At 49.5% G+C, this 20786-nt stretch carries 20 protein-coding genes and 1 tRNA gene; 16 read left to right on the top strand and 5 right to left on the bottom strand.

Annotation, left to right across the window (positions count from 1 at the left end):
- The 8 genes from HMPREF1640_RS04745 (at position 1) to HMPREF1640_RS04710 (ending at position 5072) form a co-directional block, all read left to right on the top strand.
- Positions 1 to 978, top strand: a complete 978-nt coding sequence (locus HMPREF1640_RS04745) for a polyprenyl synthetase family protein (RefSeq protein WP_036892851.1) — start codon at positions 1 to 3, stop codon at positions 976 to 978.
- 1 nt (position 979) lies between these two features.
- Complete coding sequence (locus HMPREF1640_RS04740; protein WP_036892849.1) at positions 980 to 1798, top strand: TatD family hydrolase; 819 nt, start codon at positions 980 to 982, stop codon at positions 1796 to 1798.
- Positions 1799 to 1893: 95 nt separating this feature from the next.
- Positions 1894 to 1981: transfer RNA gene (locus HMPREF1640_RS04735), tRNA-Ser, on the top strand.
- Between the two features lie 146 nt (positions 1982 to 2127).
- Positions 2128 to 2907, top strand: a complete 780-nt coding sequence (locus HMPREF1640_RS04730) for a MotA/TolQ/ExbB proton channel family protein (protein ID WP_369699822.1) — start codon at positions 2128 to 2130, stop codon at positions 2905 to 2907.
- Entirely contained in the window at positions 2904 to 3413 is a 510-nt protein-coding gene (locus HMPREF1640_RS04725; protein WP_052051706.1) for a hypothetical protein, read from the top strand. Before HMPREF1640_RS04730 ends, HMPREF1640_RS04725 begins: the two co-directional genes overlap by 4 nt.
- Positions 3410 to 3961, top strand: coding sequence for a biopolymer transporter ExbD (locus HMPREF1640_RS04720; RefSeq protein WP_052051705.1), 552 nt, complete (start codon positions 3410 to 3412; stop codon positions 3959 to 3961). The genes HMPREF1640_RS04725 and HMPREF1640_RS04720 overlap by 4 nt, the downstream gene beginning before the upstream one ends.
- The gene (locus HMPREF1640_RS04715; protein WP_036892847.1) at positions 3958 to 4422 is read left to right on the top strand and encodes a biopolymer transporter ExbD; all 465 of its coding nucleotides are present in this window, start codon (positions 3958 to 3960) and stop codon (positions 4420 to 4422) included. The genes HMPREF1640_RS04720 and HMPREF1640_RS04715 overlap by 4 nt, the downstream gene beginning before the upstream one ends.
- Positions 4423 to 4571: 149 nt before the next feature.
- The gene (locus HMPREF1640_RS04710; RefSeq protein WP_036892845.1) at positions 4572 to 5072 is read left to right on the top strand and encodes an Lrp/AsnC family transcriptional regulator; all 501 of its coding nucleotides are present in this window, start codon (positions 4572 to 4574) and stop codon (positions 5070 to 5072) included.
- A gap of 11 nt (positions 5073 to 5083) precedes the next feature.
- Here HMPREF1640_RS04710 and HMPREF1640_RS04705 read toward each other — a convergent pair whose 3' ends face one another.
- Together HMPREF1640_RS04705 and HMPREF1640_RS04700 are read right to left on the bottom strand one after the other, a co-directional pair.
- On the bottom strand, positions 5084 to 5551 hold the full coding sequence (locus HMPREF1640_RS04705) for a dihydrofolate reductase (protein WP_036892844.1): 468 nt from the start codon (positions 5549 to 5551) through the stop codon (positions 5084 to 5086).
- The gene (locus HMPREF1640_RS04700) at positions 5541 to 7016 is read right to left on the bottom strand and encodes a hypothetical protein (RefSeq protein ID WP_036892843.1); all 1476 of its coding nucleotides are present in this window, start codon (positions 7014 to 7016) and stop codon (positions 5541 to 5543) included. The genes HMPREF1640_RS04705 and HMPREF1640_RS04700 overlap by 11 nt, the downstream gene beginning before the upstream one ends.
- A gap of 107 nt (positions 7017 to 7123) precedes the next feature.
- On the opposite strand from HMPREF1640_RS04700, the gene HMPREF1640_RS04695 reads away from it, so the two are divergent.
- From HMPREF1640_RS04695 to HMPREF1640_RS04685, 3 genes are read left to right on the top strand one after another with little or no spacing between them, the layout of a single operon-like run.
- Positions 7124 to 7741 carry a DUF6249 domain-containing protein gene (locus HMPREF1640_RS04695; protein WP_036892842.1) on the top strand — a complete coding sequence of 206 codons (618 nt, stop codon included), beginning with the start codon at positions 7124 to 7126 and terminating at the stop codon, positions 7739 to 7741.
- Positions 7742 to 8278, top strand: a complete 537-nt coding sequence (locus HMPREF1640_RS04690) for an RNA polymerase sigma factor (RefSeq protein WP_036892841.1) — start codon at positions 7742 to 7744, stop codon at positions 8276 to 8278. It begins immediately after the preceding gene.
- Positions 8279 to 8329: 51 nt separating this feature from the next.
- On the top strand, positions 8330 to 8686 hold the full coding sequence (locus tag HMPREF1640_RS04685; protein ID WP_036892839.1) for a DUF5056 domain-containing protein: 357 nt from the start codon (positions 8330 to 8332) through the stop codon (positions 8684 to 8686).
- Here HMPREF1640_RS04685 and HMPREF1640_RS04680 read toward each other — a convergent pair.
- From HMPREF1640_RS04680 to HMPREF1640_RS04670, 3 genes are all read right to left on the bottom strand, one after another.
- Positions 8673 to 10754 carry an OmpA family protein gene (locus tag HMPREF1640_RS04680; protein WP_369699821.1) on the bottom strand — a complete coding sequence of 694 codons (2082 nt, stop codon included), beginning with the start codon at positions 10752 to 10754 and terminating at the stop codon, positions 8673 to 8675. The genes HMPREF1640_RS04685 and HMPREF1640_RS04680 overlap by 14 nt on opposite strands.
- A 595-nt stretch (positions 10755 to 11349) precedes the next feature.
- Entirely contained in the window at positions 11350 to 12141 is a 792-nt protein-coding gene (locus tag HMPREF1640_RS04675) for a hypothetical protein (protein ID WP_036892838.1), read from the bottom strand.
- A 195-nt stretch (positions 12142 to 12336) separates the two neighbouring features.
- Complete coding sequence (locus tag HMPREF1640_RS04670) at positions 12337 to 13401, bottom strand: substrate-binding domain-containing protein (protein WP_036892837.1); 1065 nt, start codon at positions 13399 to 13401, stop codon at positions 12337 to 12339.
- 196 nt (positions 13402 to 13597) lie between these two features.
- Here HMPREF1640_RS04670 and HMPREF1640_RS04665 point away from each other — a divergent pair, with 196 nt between their 5' ends.
- The 5 genes from HMPREF1640_RS04665 (at position 13598) to HMPREF1640_RS04645 (ending at position 20327) form a co-directional block, all read left to right on the top strand.
- Positions 13598 to 14620, top strand: a complete 1023-nt coding sequence (locus HMPREF1640_RS04665) for a sugar kinase (RefSeq protein WP_036892835.1) — start codon at positions 13598 to 13600, stop codon at positions 14618 to 14620.
- A gap of 34 nt (positions 14621 to 14654) precedes the next feature.
- Positions 14655 to 15326 (top strand): bifunctional 4-hydroxy-2-oxoglutarate aldolase/2-dehydro-3-deoxy-phosphogluconate aldolase, encoded by a 672-nt coding sequence (locus HMPREF1640_RS04660; protein WP_036892833.1) that lies wholly within the window; start codon positions 14655 to 14657, stop codon positions 15324 to 15326.
- Between the two features lie 90 nt (positions 15327 to 15416).
- Complete coding sequence (locus HMPREF1640_RS04655; RefSeq protein WP_081935277.1) at positions 15417 to 18866, top strand: DUF5112 domain-containing protein; 3450 nt, start codon at positions 15417 to 15419, stop codon at positions 18864 to 18866.
- Positions 18867 to 18882: 16 nt separating this feature from the next.
- Positions 18883 to 19608 carry a DUF5932 domain-containing protein gene (locus HMPREF1640_RS04650; protein WP_036892832.1) on the top strand — a complete coding sequence of 242 codons (726 nt, stop codon included), beginning with the start codon at positions 18883 to 18885 and terminating at the stop codon, positions 19606 to 19608.
- Positions 19609 to 19667: 59 nt separating this feature from the next.
- Positions 19668 to 20327, top strand: a complete 660-nt coding sequence (locus HMPREF1640_RS04645; RefSeq protein WP_052051708.1) for an AbgT family transporter — start codon at positions 19668 to 19670, stop codon at positions 20325 to 20327.
- Positions 20328 to 20786: the final 459 nt, after the last annotated feature.

Genomic DNA, 20786 nt, shown 5'->3' with positions numbered 1-20786 from the left:
ATGATTCAATCCGCTGAAAAAATACTGCGATGGGTGAACGAGTATATTGAGCAACTGTCTGTAGACAGGAAGCCCGGCACGCTCTACGCTCCCGTGAACTATGTGCTCTCGATGGGTGGCAAGCGCATCAGGCCCACTTTGATGCTGTTGGGATACAATCTCTTCAGGGACGATCCCGAAAAGATACTGTCGCAGGCCGTAGGCTTGGAAACCTATCACAATTACACGCTCTTGCACGATGATCTCATGGACAACGCCGACCTGCGCAGAGGGCATGAGACTGTGCATAAAAAATGGAACGACAACCAAGCCATCCTGTCGGGAGACTCTATGCTCGTGTTGGCTTTTCAGCGCATCGCCAATTGCGCCGAGGACAAGCTCAAACTGGTTTTGGACATTTTTACGGAGACCGCCTTGGAGATAGGCGAGGGGCAGCAGTATGACATTGATTTTGAGACACGCAATGACGTGAGCGAGGAAGAGTACATAGAGATGATCCGTCTCAAGACAAGCGTGCTCTTGGCATGCGCTCTCAAGATGGGGGCCGCGCTCGCGGAGGCGCCCGAACGTGATGCCGACAATCTCTATAAATTTGGCGAGCAGATAGGCCTGGCGTTCCAATTGCAAGACGACTACCTTGACGTGTATGGCGACAGCAAGGTTTTTGGCAAGGCCATCGGGGGGGATATCGTGTCAAACAAGAAGACATACATGCTTATAAATGCCTTTAATCGCGCCAATGACACGCAGCGCAAGGAGCTGGCCAAATGGGTTGGCATGGAGCGTTTTGACCGCGACGAGAAGGTCAAGGCGATGACAACCTTATATAACGAGATAGGGATAGACGAGCTGGCTCGCCAGAAAATACACTATTATTTTGAGCGAAGCAAGCGTTACCTCGACGCTGTGACAGTGGCGGATGACCGCAAGCGCGAGTTGCGCGCATACGCGGAGGCAATGGTTGAAAGGAAATATTAGGATGCAAGAGATACCAAAATACGTGGACACGCACGCCCATCTTGATGGCGAGGAGTTTAAAGATGACTTGCCCGAAGTCATTGAGCGGGCCAAAGCGGCTCGTGTGGGCGCGATATTTTTGCCAGCTATCAATCGTCAATCTATTATGTCCGTGCGGACGGTGTGTAGCCATTATCCCGGTTATTGCTTTCCGATGATAGGCTTGCAGCCTGAGGAGGTGGGCTCCGATTGGGCGGATGTGCTTGCCGATATGCGCAACGCGCTTGAGGACAACCTTCGCGAGGAGGCGTCGACACCTCTGAGATATATCGCGGTGGGCGAGTGTGGGTTGGACTTTTATTGGTCAAGGGAGTTTGAGAAAGAACAACTCGCGGCCTTCGAGGAGCAGGTGAGATGGGCTGTGGAATACCAATTGCCTTTGATGATACATTGCCGCAAGGCACAAAATGAGATGTTGCATGTGTTGAAACCATACGCCAAGGTGTTGCGTGGTGGCGTGTTCCATTGTTTCACGGGTAATGCCAAGGAGGCGGAAGACTTCTTGCGCATTGACAATTTTTGCCTTGGGATAGGCGGCGTGTCTACGTTCAAGAGCAGCCATTTGCGTGAGGACCTGCCCACCGCGGTGCCTTTGGAGCGTATCGTTTTAGAGACAGACAGCCCCTATATGGCTCCGGTGCCACATCGTGGAAAACGCAACGAAAGCGCGTTCTTGAAAGAGGTGTTGGAGGTGTTGGCCCAAAGTTATGGAGTTTCAACAAGCAATTTGGCCAAGATCACTAATGACAATGTGCGCCGTGTGTTTGGAATTAATCTTTAAAGAAGCTTAAAATTACATGGTGCGACTTCGTAAATCGGGCAAAATGTAATACTTTTGCACTCGCAATTAACGATTGCGCTTTCTATTATTCAGAAGGAGAGATGCTCGAGTGGCTGAAGAGGCACGCCTGGAAAGCGTGTAAACGGCGAAACCGTTTCCGGGGTTCGAATCCCCGTCTCTCCGCTGGATAGGTTTTATACTTGTTGTAGATTTAATCGCGTTAAGAGATGAAAGTTTTGTTTGTGCGTCTCGTATTTTCCTTTATTCTGTTTTTTTGTCTTGGCAATTCGTATGGCCAAAATGCGGCTTTCGGCAAGCATGGCCGGCCTATGACCACCCCAACGGATGTGGATTCGACCGCGAAGGCTACGTCAGATGCGTCTGACGAGCTTGATAGTGCGACTGTTACTCAGATGCTTGGTGGCGAATCGCATGGCGATGACAGTGCCTTGGAAGGTTCTGTGGAACAAGTCGGCTTTCACAAGGCTTTGAAAACAAAATTTATAGAGGGTAACGCGGGCTTTATGTCCTTGGTCGCTTTGGCGTTGGTGTTAGGTTTGGCGTTTTGCATAGAGCGTATCATTTATCTGAGTTTGTCGGAGATTAACGCCAAGAAGTTTATGGCGGACTTGGATGACAAGATAATGCTTGGCGACATAGAGGGGGCAAAAAAGCAGTGCCGCGAAACCCGGGGGCCAGTCGCTTCGATATGTTACCAAGGATTGGAACGATTGGATGAGAGTATTGACAACATAGAGCGGTCTGTCACAAGCTATGGATCGGTGCAGAGCGCGAACCTTGAAAAGGGTTGCTCGTGGATCACTTTGTTCATCGCCATGGCTCCATCGTTGGGTTTTTTGGGTACGGTTATTGGTATGGTGATGGCTTTCGACCAAATTCAAATGGCTGGTGACATCAGTCCGACAATCGTGGCTTCTGGCATGAAAGTGGCATTGATCACGACTATTTTTGGAATTATCGTGGCGCTCGTGTTGATGATTTTTTATAACTATATCCTGTCAAAGATAGAGCATTTAACATCGCAGATGGAAGAGTCTGCCATTAGTCTGCTTGACTCTGTGATGAAATACAAGTTGAAAAACGAATGATGGGCAATATTAAAAATTGGAAAAGATGGCCTGTCGAGAGGCTGTCCATGAGCGTCTTTTATACGCTTGTGGCTTTGAGCGTCTTGATTTATGCGTTGCTTTGGTTTGTAGGCTATAGTCGTCCATTCGATGAAAACCCAAACTTCAACGCTCCTTTATTTACCAACGCGCTCATCGGATGGATATATTTGCTGGTCATTGGAACTGTCGGCATGGTTGCATGGACGGTTTTTCGTACTTTGAAAGTTAGGGGAAAGAGTGACTCCTACGACAACAACATACCAATCAAGAGAATAGGTTACGGCGTGTTTTTTGGCGTGATGGTATTGCTCGCGTTAAGTTTCCTTGTTGGATCCTCCACGGAAATGCTGATTAACGGCACTCGTTATACCACTTTTTTTTGGTTGAAAGTCTCTGACATGTTCATCTACACATCATTGGTTTTAATGGTGATAGCTGTCGCGATGGTGGTCTACGGCTCTACAAAATACATTCGAAAGAAATGAGATTTTACCGTCGTCGACATAGCGTTCCAGAGCTCAACACGACCTCAACGGCTGACATTTCCTTTATGTTGTTGATCTTCTTTCTTGTCACCACTAATATGGGTATGGACAAGGGGCTGTCTCGACAGTTGCCGCCGGCGGACAAACAAGAGCGGCAAGAGTCGTTTGTCGCTAAAGGTACGATGATGGTTTTGCGTATTGACGAAAACGGCAAACTGTTTGTTGATGGGCGCGTTTTGCCTGTCAACAAGTTGCGAATGTGCGTGGAGGGTTTTGTCAAAAGGATGGGGAAAAGGCATCTTATCAAAATAGACGTGGCCCCGGAGGCAAGTTATGATGCCTATTTTCAATTGCAAAACGAGTTGGTGACAGCCTATAAGAACTGGCGAAACAGTGTGGCCAAAAGGATTTTCAAAAAAGACTTTGACGCGCTTTTGCCCAAGCAACGAGATGTGATAATGGCCCAATGTCCGCAACGTATAGCCGAGCAGTACAATGGAACGATGCCCAATCATGTCGCGGACAAGCAGGAAGGAGGCGAGCCATGAGCATGTTTCGCCACCGTGACCGACAGGTGCCGGGGCTCAACACGGCCTCCTTGCCAGATCTGATATTTACGGTTCTTTTCTTTTTTATGATTGTCACGCACATGCAAAAGGTGGCAGTCAAGGTTCAATACAGGTTGCCGCAGGGTACGGAGCTTACGCGTTTGACCAAGAAGACGGCTGTCACCTATATATATATAGGCCGACCGGCAGTGGGGACAAAGTTGGCGAAAGACGGTAAAACCTATATTCAGATAAATGACAGGTTTGTCAATGCTGACGATGTCGCGGACTATGTGTCAGCTGACCAGGCTCGAATGCTTCCGGAAGACCGCGAGATAATGACCGTCGCCATTAAGGCGGATCGCGACACGCGCATGGGAATTATAACCGATGTAAAGCAAGCTTTGAGAAAGGCCAAGGCCACGCACGTAACCTATTCGGCTGACAAAAGAAAAGAATAATTGCGTTGTTTATCGCTGTGGAAGCTATAAGCGGAACGTTTTTGATTGCGAAAATAGTTAATTTCTATAACATTTTATAATTAAAAAGTACTAAACAGACATGATTTTTCCATTTTTTTTGTAACTTTGGGGAAAAATGAAGATACAATATGGCACGTCACAATTTAGATTCGTTAGATAGAAAAATTTTAAGACTTATAGCTGCAGATGCTCGCGTTCCGTTCTTGGAGGTAGCGCGCTCGTGTAATGTTAGTGGTGCGGCGATACACCAACGTATTCAGAAACTCACGGCGTTGGGAGTGTTGAAAGGCTCTGAGTTTATCATCAATCCTGAGAAAATAGGGTATGAGACTTGCGCTTACGTGGGCTTGTTCCTTAAGGATCCATCGAGTTTTGACGATGTGGTCGAGAAGCTTCGGCAGATACCAGAGGTTACCGAATGTCATTATACAACGGGCGGTTACGATATGTTCATCAAGATATACGCCAAGAACAATCATGACATGTTGAATATTATTCACGACAAATTGCAGCCGTTGGGTTTGTCGCGAAGTGAGACTATCGTGAGTTTTAATGCCGTCATAGACCGGCAGTTGCCCATGCCGGGAAACGATGAGGAAGACGACAATGAAGTTGATGGTGAGGATTAGTGCGCAGACTGTTATATAGCCTCATACTCAATAAAGGAAAAACCGTCGTGTTTTTCCTTTTTTATTTCTTGCCATTTAGCCATATCTATCTCCGGAAAGAAAGAGTCTGCCTTGTTGGGACGACATTCGACTAAGGTGAGATAAATGTGGTCGGCCATCGGAAGGAATTGTCTGTAAACGCTCTCGCCGCCTATGACAAACACCTTCGGCTCATCTTCGCAAGCCTCAATGGCCTTTTCTACAGAGGGATACACCTCGCATCCATCTAAATGTCGCTTGGTGGAGCTGATCACGATATTCCTTCTTTGCGGAAGCGCTCCGCAGGGAAGCGATTCAAACGTCTTTCTTCCCATTATGACAGCGTGACCCAACGTGAGTGCCTTGAAGCGCCGAAGGTCTTCCGGTATGTGCCAGGGTAAGTGGTTCTCATAACCAATAGCACGGTTGATGGCCATTGCCACGATAACGCTAATCTTCATATTGGCGACTTCGGGAGATTTCTATGGGCAATACTTGTATGGGTGTCTCGGGTATGTGCGAGGTCTTAATCTTCCATTCCTGAGGGTAAAGATTGTTGGCTCGCGTGCCTATGTTTTTGACAAATCCGATGGGATGTCCTTTAAATTTAATGAGGACAAAACCTCGTGGCGCGCTTGGGGGAAGTGTTATGCTCTCTTTTCTCAAGAACCTGACGGTTGTGGCCCAGTCGGTCTCAACACTTGCGAAGGCTTCGTTATTGAGTTTTGTGGAAAGCGCAAGGGATATGTCTGGAATAATATCATGGCCTTTTCGCTTTCCCAATGTCACGCCGGCGTGAAGCACACGAAGCGTTTTCATGGCATGGTCGTATAGTGCCAACCATCGATTGGGGATGGCCACGAGCCCCTCGTTGCTCTCCATGGTGGCAAAGTCGCCCACTATCCATTTGCCGGCCAAACTTTCAGCCGCTCGTCTTGGAGGCCCTGTTCTTTTGTCACGTTTGTTTTTGTGCGAGTTTTTCCCGTTGCCTTTTTCTGGGATTTCCAAAGTGGCAGAACGCTCGCCATGTTTTCTCAGCGCTGCCACAAACAGTCCCTCGCCTTTTGTTTTGCCGGGGATGAACCTGTACATCGGCTCGGGGCATCCTATCGCCCCGGCGATGTTCCACTCCGGGGCGGTTTCTATCTCGATCCAGTCGGCGCCGAGCGTCTTGGCTATCCATTCCGCGTTTTCCTCGTTTTCGCGCGTGTTGAACGTGCAGGTAGAGTAGATGAGCAAGCCACCCTCGTTCAGGCAGGGCCAAATATCCTGCACGATGGAACGTTGAAGGTTGCGGCATTTATCCACGTTTTCAACGCTCCATTCGGCTATCGCGCCCTCATCCTTTCTGAACATACCCTCGCCAGAGCAAGGCACATCTGTGAGAACAACGTCAAATTTTAATCCGCTTTGTTTGTAATCCCTTGGGTAATTGTTGGTCACCATCACGTCTTGGTGCCCAAATTTCAGCATGTTCTCCAACAAGATGGACGCCCGCGCCTTTACCGGCTCATTGGCCACGAGCACGCTTCCCTCCGGCAGGGCCGCCCTCGCAGCCGTGGTCTTTCCCCCCGGGGCGGCGCATAGGTCGAGCATTGCCACAGGCTTGTCCACCAATTGTCGCAACACATGCCCCACGAACATGGACGAAGCCTCCTGCACATAGTACAGCCCTGCGTGGAACAAGGGATCGAACGTGAAGTTGGGGCGGCGCGGCAGGTACATCCCATCAGCGTTCCACCCCACACGCGTGGCCTCACAATTCTCCACCATGGCGGTTGCCATACCCTTGTGTGTCATGGTCTTGAATGGGTTTAGACGTATGCTGACGGGAGGCTCGGATGCCAAACCGCGACATAGCGTGTCATAAAGCTCGTCGCCCATCAGCGCGCGTGTATAGGTCTCGAAATCCTTGGGTAAAGTCATGGTAAACGTATTTCGTTTTGCAAAAATAGTTTTTTTTCTGTTACTTTGCAACTATTCACGCGGCCGTTTCGTCTTACGGTCAGAATAATATAAATAAACAAGCGCAAATGAAACAGATTGTTTTAACTTTAATAATGGTCTTCTCCCTTAGCGTCAACGCCTCCGGGGTGAAACCACGGCATCGCCATCATCCACAAGTGGAACTCGCGGACTCTGCCAGGCACGATCGTATGGAGGCCTATTCGGACACCACCTCCGCCACGTTGGCAGGTGACGAGGACAGCACTTACACCGCTTCGGCCATGGGCCATGACATTGATGACGTCTCCGGTCCAGACAAATTTGTCAAGGAACTGTTGACAGGAACGTTGGGTTTCGGTACCGTTGTTATCATTATTTTCGCCATGCTGATTGGATTGATCTTCGTGCTTGCGCCATTAATAATCTTGTTTTTGGTAATCAGATACTTCATCAATCGCCACAATTCCCGTGTTGCCTTGGTTGAGAAAGCGATGGAAACTGGACGCCCCATACCCGAGGAGGTGAAACCGATGGTGAACGAGACACCTGAAGATTATCGCAAACGAGGCATCAAGAATATTGCCATTGGCGCGGGGCTGTTTCTCATGTTCGCCATCTGGGGAGCGGGAGTTCTCATGGGAGTGGGCGCGCTGATCGTGTGTTGGGGTGTAGGACAAGTGGTTATCAGTAAAACATCCAAGTAAGTGAACCGCGCGGAGGAAATCAGTTTGGTCCAACAGGTGACTGTCTTTCATGATCAACGCGCTTTCGGCAAGTTGATGCGTGAATACCAGTCGCCCGTGCGGCGGTTCCTTTTGTCGCAGACTCTCGGCGACAGTCAGTTGAGCGACGACCTTGCCCAAGACACGTTTGTCAAAGCTTATACGCATATAGACCAGTTCCAAGGCAAGTCCTCTTTCCTTACGTGGCTTTTCCGCATAGCCTACAATGTGTTCTATGACCATGTGCGCGGTCGCAAGTCCACGCTCGATCTTGAGACGACCGCCGTCAGGGGCAAATGCTCAGAACGGATAGACAGCAACCTTCGGATGGACATCTACGAGGCGTTGCGTTTGCTCAACCATTCCGAGCGTGTCTGCATCACTCTCCAGCTCATGGAGGGACAACCTATCGACAAAATCTCAGCGATAACCGAGATACCGGAAAACACGGTTAAAAGCCATTTGGCGAGAGGCAAGAAGAAAATGGCGAATTTTCTCCGTGCCAATGGGTATGGGTGATGTGCGAGATCGTTTAAATATTTATGGCAAAAAAGATTATATATTACCTCAATGAGAAATGATAATGAAATAAAAACCGACGACCAACTCTTGGAGCAGTTTTTCAGCTCGTTCAAGCGAGACATTCCAGACGATGGCTTTTCTCACAAAGTCATGCGCAGGTTGCCCTTGCGCGCTAAACGTGTAAACGCGGCATGGTCTATCTTCTGCCTTATGGTAGGCGTGGCGTTGTTCATTGTGTTTAATGGGTTGGGTGACCTGCGTGCCATCGCGTCTAATTTTGTGGGCGACGTCATTGGGTATGTCGCTTCTATCCATCTGAGCTTGTTCTCGCTCGTGTGGCTATGGGCTACGATGGCCTTGTTGGCGTTGGTGGGATTTTATAATGTTAGCGTCACTCAACGATGACGTTCGCGTCGTTTTCGTAAAGTCCCTCTTTTTCTTTCGCGTTTTCTTTCGGCTTGGGTGGATTTTTCAATTTTCCATTCTTGTCGAACATGCCGTATGTAGTGCGTAGCACGCTGAACTCCGTGCGTCTGTTCAGCTGATTGCAAATTTCTTGTTTTTTCTTATCTTTAATGGCTTTGATAAACGCCTCCGTAAGCACGTCGCCCTCTTTTAGCCATGTCAATTTCTCCGTCAATTTTTTCTTGATGGTTTTCGGTCTCTCTTTTCCGTAGCCCTTGGGGGTGAGCCTGTCGGCCGCGATGCCATGGCCTATGAGATACGCCACCACCGCCTCGGCTCGTTTTTGCGACAATCTTTTGTTGTATGCGGCCGCCCCTTTGTAGTCGGCGTGTGCGCTCAATTCGATCGTAATGTTGGGGTTTTCGTTGAGCAATCGCACCAGCTTGTCCAATGCCATCTTTGAGGAGTCGCGCAATGTAGCCTTGTCGAAATCATAGAAAATATTGTCTATCAACGTCGGCGCGGAGATGTTGGCCAAGGCAAACTGCAACGTGGTTTCTCGCGATTCTTTGGGATTGGCCAATGCCGTCACTTCCTCTTCGTGATTTAGAAAACCTTTGCAGGTGGCCAAAAACAAGTATGTGACACCCTCGTCCAGTATCTTTGTGAACGACCCATCGCCGCGCACGCTCAGTCGCTCGTTGGTGCCATCGTTTCCCACCACGTACACTTGGGCGGCTGGCAGCTCGTAGCCGTCCATCTCGTATACCCACCCTTTGACAGTTTGCACAATCTCCGGGTTCTCAAAAGAGTAGATGTGGTCCCAGCCGCGGCCGTCATTTCGGTTTGAGCAGAAGTAGCCCCGGTTATACACGCCCTCGAAGGTTAGGCCGAAATCGTCGCCCTGCGAGTTGAGCGGATACCCTGGGTGTGACAAGTGATAGCGATGGTCTTTGCCCACCTTGGCTATGAAAACGTCCAAGCCTCCCATGCCCGGATGTCCGTCGCTGGAGAAGTACAGGTCGCCGTTTGGCCTGAAAGTGGGAAACATCTCGTTGCCCTCGGTGTTGACTGGCGTCCCTAAATTTTCCACGCCCCCATAGCCGGTGGGCGTTATGCGCACTCGCCAAATATCCAAACCGCCCTTGCCTCCCGGCATGTCCGATACAAAATAGAGCCATTGCCCATCGGGCGAGATGGCTGGGTGGGCGTAGCTTGAGAGCGTGTCGTTGGTGAGCCTCACCTCGGTGGCTTTGCTCCATGCGGCGTCAGAGCGATTTGATTTCACGATTTGGGCGTATCGTGGATATTTGGGGTCTGTGGCGCATTGGGTGAGAAACATCTCCCTCCCGTCCGTGGAGAGGCAGGTGGCCCCCTCGTCAAAAACAGTGTTCAGGCCGCCGTCCACTGGCCTTGGCTTACCCCATTTGCCGTTTTCGTCTTTCTCGGAGACAAAAATGTCCGCCGGCTTGGCGCCCGTTATGTCACTAAGCTCACTGCCTGTCGCCTCGTTGCGCGTGGAGGTGAAATAGAGCTGGTCAAAGTTGTCGCCTGCCAACATGGGCGAATAGTCGGCTTTTCGTGAGTTGAAGACGTCCGCTTTTTTCACCGTGTACCTGCTGCCCGATTGCTTGGCAAGGGGAGCGTTTGCGCACGATGCCATTCCGGCCTTGGCCAAGGCGTTTGCCGGAAGAGAGTCCAAAACCAATTTGAATTCGTCTTTCGCCTCCTTGTAGCTGCCGTTTTTTAATAGCAGCCGTCCCAATCGCAAGTGGTCGTTGGCGTCGGCTTGGTTGTAGCGTATGGCGTTTCGGTATGCCGCGATGCCCTTGGCTGTTTGCAATCCCTTGTCATAGCAGTAGGCCATTTCCTTGGCGATACGCCCTCGCTGGTCTCTGTTTTTGGCTTCGGTTTTTCGGTACGCTTGCTTGAGCTCGTTGGCTGCGCCATAGTATTCTCCAAGAGCCAAGTGTCTCTCGGCGCGCTTGATGTTTCTCTCGGCGCCGCATGCCATGAGCAACGTCGTTGCCAAAAAAAGCGTTAATATATAAAGGGGGCTTCTTTTCATCTTCATAGATAACGTGACACGATCGGTTATTATTATATTTTTTGTTTGCGTTGGCTCCAAAAACCTATGGTGTATGATGTGTGCCAATCGCGAAACATGGTTGTTGGCATGACAAAAAAGCGTTGTGTGATGACGCAGTATCGCTATGGATAAAAAACTTTACAAAACCCTTCTTATGCTTGACGAATTTGAGAATGCGACACCTTTTGTTTGAAATACGCCAAAAATGGGCATGTTTCGCAAATTGCTGATAAATGGAATTTTACGGCGTTTTTGGAGTTGTGACGTTTTCGTCGGAATTTCTCCGCGCCCCGATTGGGCCTTTATCGCGACGCGATTAATGCCTCAAGGCGACGCGATTGAGCCGTGAACGCGGTACGTTCAGGGCTTAAACATGTTGCCAAAAGGCCTTAATCGTCAGGGCGAAGGTTAAAATGGACTTGCTGGCTCTGGGTTTATGGCTCTAAAAAGTGTGCGGACAGTTGGAGAAAAAACAAGCCGCGCTCTGTGAGGATGGTTTTCCAAGCGTCTTTTTTCGTGATGAATTATTGACAAAAACGATTGTCGGCCATAGTCTTTGCCATACTTTTAGACACTATTCTTCTATTTCTTGCAATGAGCGTGCAAAGTTGTGCAGGTAGTTGCTCACTGTCTCGAGAGGGGCGTATGCTATGTAGCGTAGACTTCGGCGCAGGTTTCGGCGCAACAAGGTGGAATTGTTTTGCACAAATCCCGAGCGGCTTTGCCTGAAGTGCCACTCCTCCGCGGTGTCAATGGCGGTGTGCGACACGGAGCGCAACACTAATTTGTAAGCGGCGGGTTCCTCCCGTGTGACAAATGGTATCTCGTCTTGGTCAAAATTGAATACGGCCATGAGCATGCTGCCTTGCAGTTGTGCCATGCGCCGAATGTGCAGCTTGCCGAGCCATGTTTCCAGCTTGACGAAATCCACCTTGTCGCCCTTGTTGCGCAGGTAGCTGCCCAAACGGATGATGCCACTGAGCATCATTCCCTTGTTGAGCATGCCCGAAATGTTGGCCACGATGATATTGAGCACCTCTATCGAAGCCATGTTGGTGTCGATGGCGTGGCGCTCCGCCTCTATGATTTTACGCAGGCGATGGTTCAGTATGCGATTGCTGAGGCTGGCGTTGTTTTCTTCGTCAGATGTGTCCATGTCGTCCCGGACAAGACGTTTGGGAATATTCATCATGGCGTCGAATTGGTGGTTTCGCACCCCTTTTTGCGCGGGAGCCTCCACATGCTGCGCGCGTACCATGCGGTCGAGGCGGTCCCATTTAAAATTGGACATTGGCTCCAATTGCTCGTACTCGTTGAGGGCGCCAGAACGAAGCAGTCTGAAAAAGTTGCGAGTGATGATATCCATGATCCCAAATGTTTTTTAGGGTTGCCCGTCCATGTCGCGAGAGAGGCGGAGATGGCTATAGCGGTGGGATGACAAAGCTGAGCGGTGACCCGCGCTTGGCAAGTATGGGCCAAGCCCTCGGCGTGTCGTGTTTACATTTCGTGTGTCTGTGTTATTTTCTATGGTTATCTTTGCCGTGGCCTTTTCAGGGCATGTTTAGAGCTGTGTGCGCTGGTAGAAATCCACATTCTCTTGTGAGAGCAACTCGATGGGCATGTAGTTCACGGGTTGAACTTTCTTTTTCAGTACGATAGCCTTGAATAGAGTGGTGACGCAGCAATAGCCTTGCTGGTATGCGTGCTGTGCGATGAGAAACGAGATGCTGCCTTGTCGAAGGCAATCGGCGTTGCGCCCTACCATGTCATACCCCATGATTTGCACGTCTCTGCGATTGGTACGCAGCAAAAAAGTGCCCATGACATGCGCTTTTGACCCCATGGTGATACATTGGTGAACATTGGGATAGTTAGTGAAAAATTTCTCCAACATGTTGTCGTAGAACAGTCTGGATTGATCGATGGGCAGTTCTAAATCGTGGATTGTTACGTTTGGGAAGTGCTCGTGCATGAAATGTCTAAACCCAACTTCGCGGTTTTCTTGTTGCTTGCTTACCACATGGCCGTTCTTGGTGAACTTGAGGATCATGATTTCGTTTTCGTCTTGAGCTATGAGCATGAGCATCCGGGCTGCGAAGTATCCGCTCGAGAAAGAGTCTTGGCCATAGAAAGACAGCGGCTTGAGGTCGGGTAAATAAGAGTCGAGCATGATAAACGGAATGCCCAATTGGTGCAATTGATCGGTAAATTCCCGTGTGACATTCAATCCGGTGGGCACGACGACCACGCCATCAGGTTTGGAGGCAAGGCATTCTTGTGTGGCTTTCAAGAAAGAAGCGTTGTCAAAACGCTCATAATAAATGATGTGAGCCATGACATGAAAGTCCCGGTAAGTCTCTTGTGCCATTTTGACCCCTTCCTCTATTTCCTCCCAATAAGCCACCTGCTCATGTTGGGGAATAATAATTTGAAAATTGTAAGAACGGTTGTAAGCTAAGGCGGAGGCGTACATGTTGGGTTGATAGTCCATGTCTTTCAGTGCCTTTTCTACTTTTATCCTTGCTTTGGGAGATACATTGGGGCGATTATGCAACACTCGATCCACGGTTCCTACAGATACGCCGGCGCACTTGGCGATGTCCTTTATTCTAATCTTGTCTTCCATAATATATATGCAATATATACGTGCAAAAATAGTAATAAATGTTGAAATGATTATAAATACAGCCCCATTATTTAATGAAAAAAAAATGTTTTTGTTTTTTTGTGGGGCTTAATTGGATTTTATTTTTTATTTTTGTAAACAGTACTTGGGAATTAATCTCTAAACAACAATTATTAAAGAATTAAAGTAAAAAAACATGGCTAAAATTGTAACATTAGGTGAAATTATGCTTCGTCTGTCACCAGAGGGTAACGATCGTTTTGTTCAAGCAGGGCATTTTCGTGTCATTCCGGGTGGAGGCGAGGCCAATGTGGCCGTGAGCGTGGCCAATTATGGGCATGACGCTTATTTCGTGAGCAAGTTGCCGAAGCATGAGATTGGGCAGGTCGCGGTGAACGCGCTGCGTAGATATGGCGTGAATACGCGGTATATAGCTCGCGGTGGGGATCGCGTGGGGCTTTATTACGCGGAGACTGGCGCCGCCATGCGCCCTTCCAAGGTGATATATGACCGCGCTCACAGCGCCATGGCCGATGCCGACGCGTCTGATTTCGACTTTGACGCTATCATGGAGGGAGCTGATTGGTTTCACTGGAGCGGCATCACGCCAGCCATTTCGGACAAAGCGGCGGGAATAACCAAGCTCGCTTGCGAGGCTGCCAAACGTCATGGCGCGACGGTGTCGGTAGACTTGAACTACCGCAAAAAACTCTGGACTTCGGAAAAGGCCATCTCCGTGATGCGCTCGCTGATGCAATATGTCGACGTGTGCATAGGCAATGAGGAGGACGCGCAGATGTGCTTGGGTTTCAAACCTGACGCTGACGTGGAGGGCGGAAAAACTGATGCCGCTGGCTATTACAATATTTTCAAGGGAATGATGAAAGAGTTTGGTTTCAAATACGTGGTGTCTACACTACGCGAATCGTTTTCCGCCTCGCGCAATGGATGGAAGGCTCTAATCTACGATGGCAACGATTTTTATGAGAGCAAGCGTTATGATATCGAGCCAATCATAGACCGCGTGGGTGGCGGCGACTCTTTCTCGGGGGGCCTTATCCATGGATTGTTGACCAAAAAGACACAGGGCGAGGCCCTTGAGTTTGCCGTGGCGGCATCCGCCTTGAAGCATACCATACCCGGAGATTTCAACCAAGTGAGCGTCGAGGAGGTGGAAAGCTTGGCTGGCGGCAACGCCAATGGTCGCGTGCAGCGATAAGAACACTACATGAATCTATTTAAAAAAAAAGACAATGGCAAAGTTTAACAAGGTACAAGTGATAGAAGCCATGGGAGAAACCGGTATGATCCCCGTGTTTTTCAACAAGGATATAAATATCTGTAAGCATGTTATCAAGGCGTGTTACGATGGCGGCGTGCGCGTGTTTGAGTTCACCAATCGAGGCGATTTCGCGCATGAGATCTTTGGAGAGCTCGTGAAATGGGCCGACAAAGAGTGCCCCGAGCTCATACTTGGCGCTGGCACGGTGGTTGACGCGCCTACCGCCGCGCTCTATATACAGTTGGGATCTAATTTTATCGTAGGCCCAAACTTTGTTCCGGAGATAGCCCCTGTGTGCAATCGCAGGCTCGTTCCATATTCCCCCGGATGCGGCAGCGTGACCGAAATAAGCGACGCGCAGGCTTTGGGCTGCGATGTAACGAAAGTGTTTCCGGCTGGCAACGTAGGCGGACCATCATTCGTAAAGAACGTGCTCGGGCCGTTGCGCTGGTCTAATATCATGGTAACCGGCGCGGTGTCGCCCGACAAGGAAAATCTCACGGAGTGGTTCAAGGCCGGCGTGCTATGCGTGGGCATGGGCTCCAAGTTGTTCCCCAAGGATGTCGTGGCGGCTGGCAACTGGAACGCTATCACAGAAAAGTGCAAGGAAGCGCTTGGATATATCAAGGCGGCTCGCGCCTGATAGAAAACTTATGACTTGGTCACGGATTAAAGAAGGCATGCGTTTTGAGCGCTCTTTTTTAATGTGTGACCTTGCTTTTGTTTTATTACCGTGGGTACATTGCGTAGATATAAGCCAATATTGTTATTGATAACCTTCTTCTTGGTTATCTTGGTTTCGGGCTGTGGCCACAGGGCTGATGTTCGGATAGACCGGCTTAACGAGCTTTCCTACGCCTTTCATTACCGAAATTTAGATTCCACGGAGTTTTACGCTCGCAAGAGTTTGCGCCTCTCTGACAGTTTGGGCGTGGACGGAGCGGAGGCTCTTAACAATCTGGCTTTTGTGTGCTTGGCGCGCATGCAATATGCCAAGGCTGCCACTTTGTTGCGGAAAGTGCTTGCCCAAACTAACAATCAAGTGGAGCTTCTTGTGGCCGACATACAGATGATGAGGCTCTGCCAGCGCCAGTCGCGCAACAAGGACTTCTACATTTATAGGGAAAGCGCCATGCGCAGGCTTCGCAGAATAGACGACGAGTCGGACCAGCTCTCGCCCCATTACGCAAGAAGGCTTATTTATGCGAGGTCAGAATTTAGCATTGTGGCGTCTACTTATTTCTATTATGTAGGTTTAATACAAGAATCTGTCAACGCGCTTGCCGAAATCGATCCTAACGGTAGCATACAGCAAGACATGGCACAACAGTTGTCTTATTGGTATAACGTCGGCGCCGGTGGCATTGTGAAAGCCGATAACAAGAAAGATGTGGCGCAAAAAGAGTTTGATTATCTCATGCGCTGTTATCTCTTGTCGCGCGAGTATGATTATCCATACTGGGAAGCCCAAGCCATGCAAGGCATGAGCGAGCGTCTGCAAAATCCACGCACGAGAGCCATGCTCATCCGCGACAACCTGCCTGCCATGAAGTATATCAACATCGACAGGATGCCCGATAGCCTTTTGGCCGGCAATTTGGCGCAGCGCGCCCACGACATGTTGCAGGCTTATGGAGACGTGTACCAGATAGCCGGCGTCAACAGAACGCTTGCCGAGTGCTTTTGGCGCATCAAGGATTATCAGTCGGCTTTGGCATGTTTGCGCAGGGCGTTGGAGAGCGACACCGCCATCAATCAAGCTCCAGATCTTGTGGCTTCCATACGAGAGCAGCTCTGTTTGGTTTATTCTGCTATGGATGACAAGGTGAACAGTGACCGCAACCGCAACCTATACCTCGACACGCAGGAGCAAACTCGGCAAGACAGGCAGTTGGAGGCGCGAGCCGCCCAACTTGACAAGTCGTCGTCACAACTCAATATGATGCTCGCCGCGGTAATCTTTATGATCATCTTGGTGAGCGTGTTGCTCGTGGCGTTTGATGTGATGCGACGTCGCGGCGACGCTCGTTTTTCGCTGGACTCATTGCTTGAGCCCCTCACCCAATGGCGTAAACGCAACGAGACGCGTGTGGAGCGCGTGAACGAACGGTACGACCGGCTTCGCGAGCAAACCTACGTCTTGTCACAGCATTTGCGTCAAAACAAACGCCTGAACATTGAGCAGCGCGCCAAGATACAATTGGCCAACACCGTGACGCCACTGATAGACCGTATGAAAAACGAGGTGAAACGGCTGAAAACACGCGACGAATCTCCATACGTGAGACAGCGACGCTATCAGTACATTGCAGAGTTGACCGACAGTATCAATGATTACAATGATGTGCTGACCCAATGGATACAAATGCGTCAAGGAGAAATAGGACTCAAAATAGAGAGCTTCGAGCTGCAGTCACTTTTTGATATTGTTAGTCATGGCGACATGAATTTCAAGATGAAAGGAATTGATCTTGAGGTAGAGCCTACGGATAGCGTGGTCAAGGCGGACAAGACGCTGACGCTCTTCATGATCAATACCATCGCCGACAATGCCCGCAAATACACGCCGGAGGGCGGAAAGGTGCGGGTGAGCAGCGTGGAAACCGACGATTATGTGGAAATAAGCGTTGAGGATAACGGTCGGGGCATGGCCGAAGACCAACTTGGACATATTTTTGACCGGACCTATACGGGCGGTCATGGCTTTGGTTTGAAAAACTGCAATGGCATCATTGAGAAATACAAGAAAATCAGTAGAATATTCAAAGTGTGCTCCATCTATGCCGAGAGCGAGGTTGGCAGGGGAACGCGCCTGGCATTTCGGCTGCCCAAGGGTGTGGTGAGACGCGCCTTGACATTGTTGTTGTTGGCTGGCGCGCATTGGGGCGCGGCTCAAATCATGGCCCAGCCTAAGGGCAATCCCTATAGAGCCACCTCTGCCATGACCTCAGCCGAGCGTATCGCGGCAGCTCGCGGCGCGAACATGAAAGCCGCGCGCTTTGCCGATAGCGCTTACTTCTCTAACATCAAAGGCACCTATGCCGAGACCATGCGCTACGCCGACAGCTGCCACCACTATTTAGAGCCAACGGATACAGCGCTCACCCTTGACATTAGTAACGAGACGGCAGTGGCCGCTTTGGCCCTGCACCAATGGGATGTGTATCAAAAAAACAATCGTATCTACACCCAACTCTTTCGCGAGGCCAGCGCCGACGGTTTGTTGCCAGCCTATGTGCGAAACATGCAAAAGAGCGAGACCAACAAAAATGTGGCTGTCATACTGTTGCTGTCGCTCCTCGCTGTCATTTTCCCAGCTTATTATTTTCTCTATTATCGCTTCAGGCTCAATTACCGTTTCTGCATAGACCGTGTCAACGCTATGAATCAATTGTTGCTGTCCGACATGCCAGACACGGAAAAACTGCATGGGATAGAACGGTTAAACGATTTTAAAAAATACTCCATTTCCATAGAACAACAAGAAAATATAGATGCCATTGTCAACCGTATTCGGCAGGCGTTGAGGCTCTCTATCGATGAGACGTCCAAGCGAGAGACCTCTATGGAATGGGCCGAGGACAACTTGAGACGATTGGAGATGGACAACGACCGCTTGCATGTGTCTAACAGTGTGTTGGATAATTGCCTGTCCACATTGAAGCATGAAACCATGTACTATCCCGCGCGCATACGCCATCTTGTCAATGGCACAGACGATAATCTTCATGGCATAGAACAATTGGTGAACTATTACCATGAGCTTTACCATATCCTCTCGTTGCAGGCGGTGAACCAAATTACACCATTGAGAATAGATGCGGACGTAGTGGATTTCCTTTTTGAACTGTTGAGAGATGCCAATCATGGCGAAATGCCAATGGTGTCGCAGTGTGAGGCCGATGAAAAATATGTTGTCATGGATGCGCTAATGAGTCTTTTGAGATTGGACGCGAACCAGTGCCATGGGCTGTTCACGCCCTATACCATAGACCTGAAATTTTTGGTTTGCCAACAAATTACGCGCGAGATGGGCGAGCAAACCAATCTCAGGCGTTGCGGCATCAACCCATCGCTCACACCGCAGGGATATGTCAAACTCACCATAGTGATGCCCAAGCGATTTGCGCCTGCGCCAACAAAAATAGCAGCCATGACCAACGCTGATAACAAACAAGATTAAACGAACGATTATAGTTATGAAAGATTTTAACGTGATCATAGTCGAAGATGTGCCTTTGGAACTTAAAGGTACCGTTGGAATTATTGAAAATGACATACCCGAGGCCCATATCATTGGCACGGCGGACAACGAGCAGAGCTATATCAAGCTGCTCAAGCAACAACTGCCCGACTTGGTGTTGCTCGATTTGGGATTGAGCGGCTCCACGACAGTGGGCGTGGAGCTGTGCCGCTACACCAAGGAAGCCCATCCGGAGGTTAAAATTCTCATTTTCACGGGTGAGATACTCAACGAGAAGCTTTGGGGCGACGCGCTCGACGCGGGTTGCGATGGCATCATCCTCAAGACTGGAGAGATGCTCACTCGTGGCGATGTGGCCAATGTGATGGAGGGCAAGCGGTTGGTGTTCAACCAACCCATACTTGAAAAAATAGTGGGGAGGTTCAAACGTAGCGTCAATAAGGAATTGATGAGACAAGAGGCTCTTGTGGATTATGAGATAGACGAGTACGACGAACGTTTTCTCCGTCATTTGGCTTTGGGCTACACCAAGGAGCAAATTACCAATCTGCGAGGCATGCCTTTTGGCGTGAAGAGTTTGGAAAAACGACAAAACGAGTTGAGCCAAAAACTTTTTCCCGAGGGCAAAGGAAGCGTTGGCGTCAACGCCACTCGGCTTGTGGTGAGAGCGTTGGAACTCCGAATACTTGATGTGGACAATCTTTGTCCTGATGAAAATTGATGTGGCATTTGTTACTTTTGCCTCACAACCGCTGACATTAAAAAATCACATTGAAACGCATGGAAAATGACAACGCTGTTACATCTCCGGGCAGAGGGCGAAAGATACGTTCTGCCATCTATGTCTTGTCACTGGCGCTTGCTTTGCTACAGGTGGCGCTTGTCTTTTTGTCGTGGTTGCTTACGGCGGCCATGCCTGACGCCTCCATGCGTTCGCTCATTAGTTCGGGTGGTGCCAGGTGGCTTTTTGGAGAGTTTGTAGGCAATCTCTCCGGACCGTCATTGGTCAGCCTTATCGTCATTTTTATAGCGTGGGGTGGCTTGTCGGCGAGTGGGTTATGGCAGGCTTTGAGGTCTGTTGTCTACGAGCGTTCGTCCCATATCACCTCCCGTCAACGCTTTGCGCTTCGTGGTTGTGGCTTGTTGTTTGTGATGGAGGTGGTTGTGGTCATGTTGCTCACGCTCTTGCCGCATGCTGTGTTGCTGAGTGTCACGGGCGAATTGTTCCCTGGCAGCTTCTCGGCAGGGTTGATACCTACTATCGCTTTTATGCTCGTCACGGTATCTGTGTCTTATGGTATGCTCAGTGGCAGGCTTCGAGGATTGTATGATGTGGGACAGTGTCTTTGCTCGGCAGGCTCACAGCTCATGCCCTTGCTGTTGCTATATATATTTGCATGTCAGTTGTACCATTCCTTGATCTACGTTTTTGTTTTATAGGCAGCCATGCCCACGTGTATGGTATGACAACGACGCCCAGACTTACCAGATGTTTTGGGGGCTATCCGGCCTGATGGCCAGTCTCGCCTTTGTTGTACAAGAAAGATTGCTAAATCATGGCAAGTGTCAAATAAACCGTCAAGATTTTAGGTCGGTAGTTACTGTCAATCTACAGAGCAAAAATGTGCCGACAGACCGATTTCCTTGTTTTTTTTATCCCTTTGCTTTAGCGTCTTGAGGCGATTGATACCTATTGGCGCGCCGTTTAGGGTGCAATGGCGCGCCGTTTAGGCTTTAGTGGGATTGCCATTACGGCTTTGTCGCCCGCTGATTAATATCTAATGGCGAGACGAAAGGAAAGTTATTTGCCGCAAAAACAAGCTTTTTTCGGCGTAAAAAGTTTATTTCCAGAATGTTATGAAAAACGCTCAAAGCTCGCGTATTTGCAAGCAAACGTTT

The sequence above is a fragment of the Prevotella sp. S7-1-8 genome (assembly GCF_000758925.1).
Lineage (GTDB): Bacteria > Bacteroidota > Bacteroidia > Bacteroidales > Bacteroidaceae > Prevotella.
This window is presented reverse-complemented; position numbering and strand designations above follow the sequence as displayed.

Coding starts and splice junctions, on each gene's coding strand:
- HMPREF1640_RS04645 (WP_052051708.1), top strand. CDS start 19,668: ATGGAAAATGACAACGCTGTTACATCTCCGGGCAGAGGGCGAAAGATA.
- HMPREF1640_RS04710 (WP_036892845.1), top strand. CDS start 4,572: ATGGCACGTCACAATTTAGATTCGTTAGATAGAAAAATTTTAAGACTT.
- HMPREF1640_RS04715 (WP_036892847.1), top strand. CDS start 3,958: ATGAGCATGTTTCGCCACCGTGACCGACAGGTGCCGGGGCTCAACACG.
- HMPREF1640_RS04670 (WP_036892837.1), bottom strand. CDS start 13,401: ATGGAAGACAAGATTAGAATAAAGGACATCGCCAAGTGCGCCGGCGTA.
- HMPREF1640_RS04730 (WP_369699822.1), top strand. CDS start 2,128: ATGACCACCCCAACGGATGTGGATTCGACCGCGAAGGCTACGTCAGAT.
- HMPREF1640_RS04685 (WP_036892839.1), top strand. CDS start 8,330: ATGAGAAATGATAATGAAATAAAAACCGACGACCAACTCTTGGAGCAG.
- HMPREF1640_RS04660 (WP_036892833.1), top strand. CDS start 14,655: ATGGCAAAGTTTAACAAGGTACAAGTGATAGAAGCCATGGGAGAAACC.
- HMPREF1640_RS04745 (WP_036892851.1), top strand. CDS start 1: ATGATTCAATCCGCTGAAAAAATACTGCGATGGGTGAACGAGTATATT.
- HMPREF1640_RS04680 (WP_369699821.1), bottom strand. CDS start 10,754: ATGAAAAGAAGCCCCCTTTATATATTAACGCTTTTTTTGGCAACGACG.
- HMPREF1640_RS04725 (WP_052051706.1), top strand. CDS start 2,904: ATGATGGGCAATATTAAAAATTGGAAAAGATGGCCTGTCGAGAGGCTG.
- HMPREF1640_RS04665 (WP_036892835.1), top strand. CDS start 13,598: ATGGCTAAAATTGTAACATTAGGTGAAATTATGCTTCGTCTGTCACCA.
- HMPREF1640_RS04675 (WP_036892838.1), bottom strand. CDS start 12,141: ATGGATATCATCACTCGCAACTTTTTCAGACTGCTTCGTTCTGGCGCC.
- HMPREF1640_RS04700 (WP_036892843.1), bottom strand. CDS start 7,016: ATGACTTTACCCAAGGATTTCGAGACCTATACACGCGCGCTGATGGGC.
- HMPREF1640_RS04650 (WP_036892832.1), top strand. CDS start 18,883: ATGAAAGATTTTAACGTGATCATAGTCGAAGATGTGCCTTTGGAACTT.
- HMPREF1640_RS04720 (WP_052051705.1), top strand. CDS start 3,410: ATGAGATTTTACCGTCGTCGACATAGCGTTCCAGAGCTCAACACGACC.
- HMPREF1640_RS04705 (WP_036892844.1), bottom strand. CDS start 5,551: ATGAAGATTAGCGTTATCGTGGCAATGGCCATCAACCGTGCTATTGGT.
- HMPREF1640_RS04740 (WP_036892849.1), top strand. CDS start 980: ATGCAAGAGATACCAAAATACGTGGACACGCACGCCCATCTTGATGGC.
- HMPREF1640_RS04695 (WP_036892842.1), top strand. CDS start 7,124: ATGAAACAGATTGTTTTAACTTTAATAATGGTCTTCTCCCTTAGCGTC.